Below are 556 nucleotides of genomic sequence, written 5' to 3'. Positions count from 1 at the left end.
CCGGGCCCGGTCGAACAGCCGGTCGAAGTCCCCCTGGTGCTCCCGGCGCAGCGCGCGGCCCATCGGCTCCCACTCCGACTCGAGTCGCCGGAGCGCGTCGCGGTAGGTCGGGTTCGTTCGGCCCATCAGGAACTCACCTCGAACAGCCCCCGGTCGTGGGCGGCGACGACGGGGTCGACCGCGTCGACGGCACCACAGATTTCGACCCAGTAGGGGATCGTCGTCTGCCAGACGTCGCCGTGCCAGTAGCCCGCCATCGCGCTCCCCGCGTTCGAACCGTCGCCCGCGGCCTCGAATCGGAGGCCTTCGCGCGTGCGTGTACACTCGAGTTCCGTCTCGGCGTAGTCGGCGACCGTCTCCGAGGCGGCGGCAGCGTCGGGATCGCTCCCGTCGCCGGCGCTCGTCAGGAGTACCGGGCAGTCGAGAACGGCCCCCAGTTCGGAGAGGATCTCGAGGCTCGCGGCCAGCAGGTCCTCGCGCTCCCACGCCGCGAGGTCGTCGTCCCGGTAGAGGGCGGCGACGTTCGGCACGACGAGCAACTCGGTCGCCGGCTCCG

General features: G+C 71.9%; 1 protein-coding gene and 1 pseudogene. Both read right to left on the bottom strand.

Translation table 11 applies throughout. The features are described from left to right. On the bottom strand, positions 1 to 126 hold a 126-nt coding region (locus PGX04_RS35095), incomplete at its 3' end, for a DUF8156 family protein (RefSeq protein WP_465263847.1). Next, positions 126 to 556, bottom strand: a pseudogene (locus PGX04_RS26120) (hypothetical protein); the annotation flags it as partial. The pseudogene PGX04_RS26120 and the gene PGX04_RS35095, both read right to left, overlap by 1 nt.

The organism is Natrinema soli (assembly GCF_028618695.1).
Note: the sequence above shows the minus strand (reverse complement) of the source record. Positions and strands in the feature narration are given on the sequence as shown.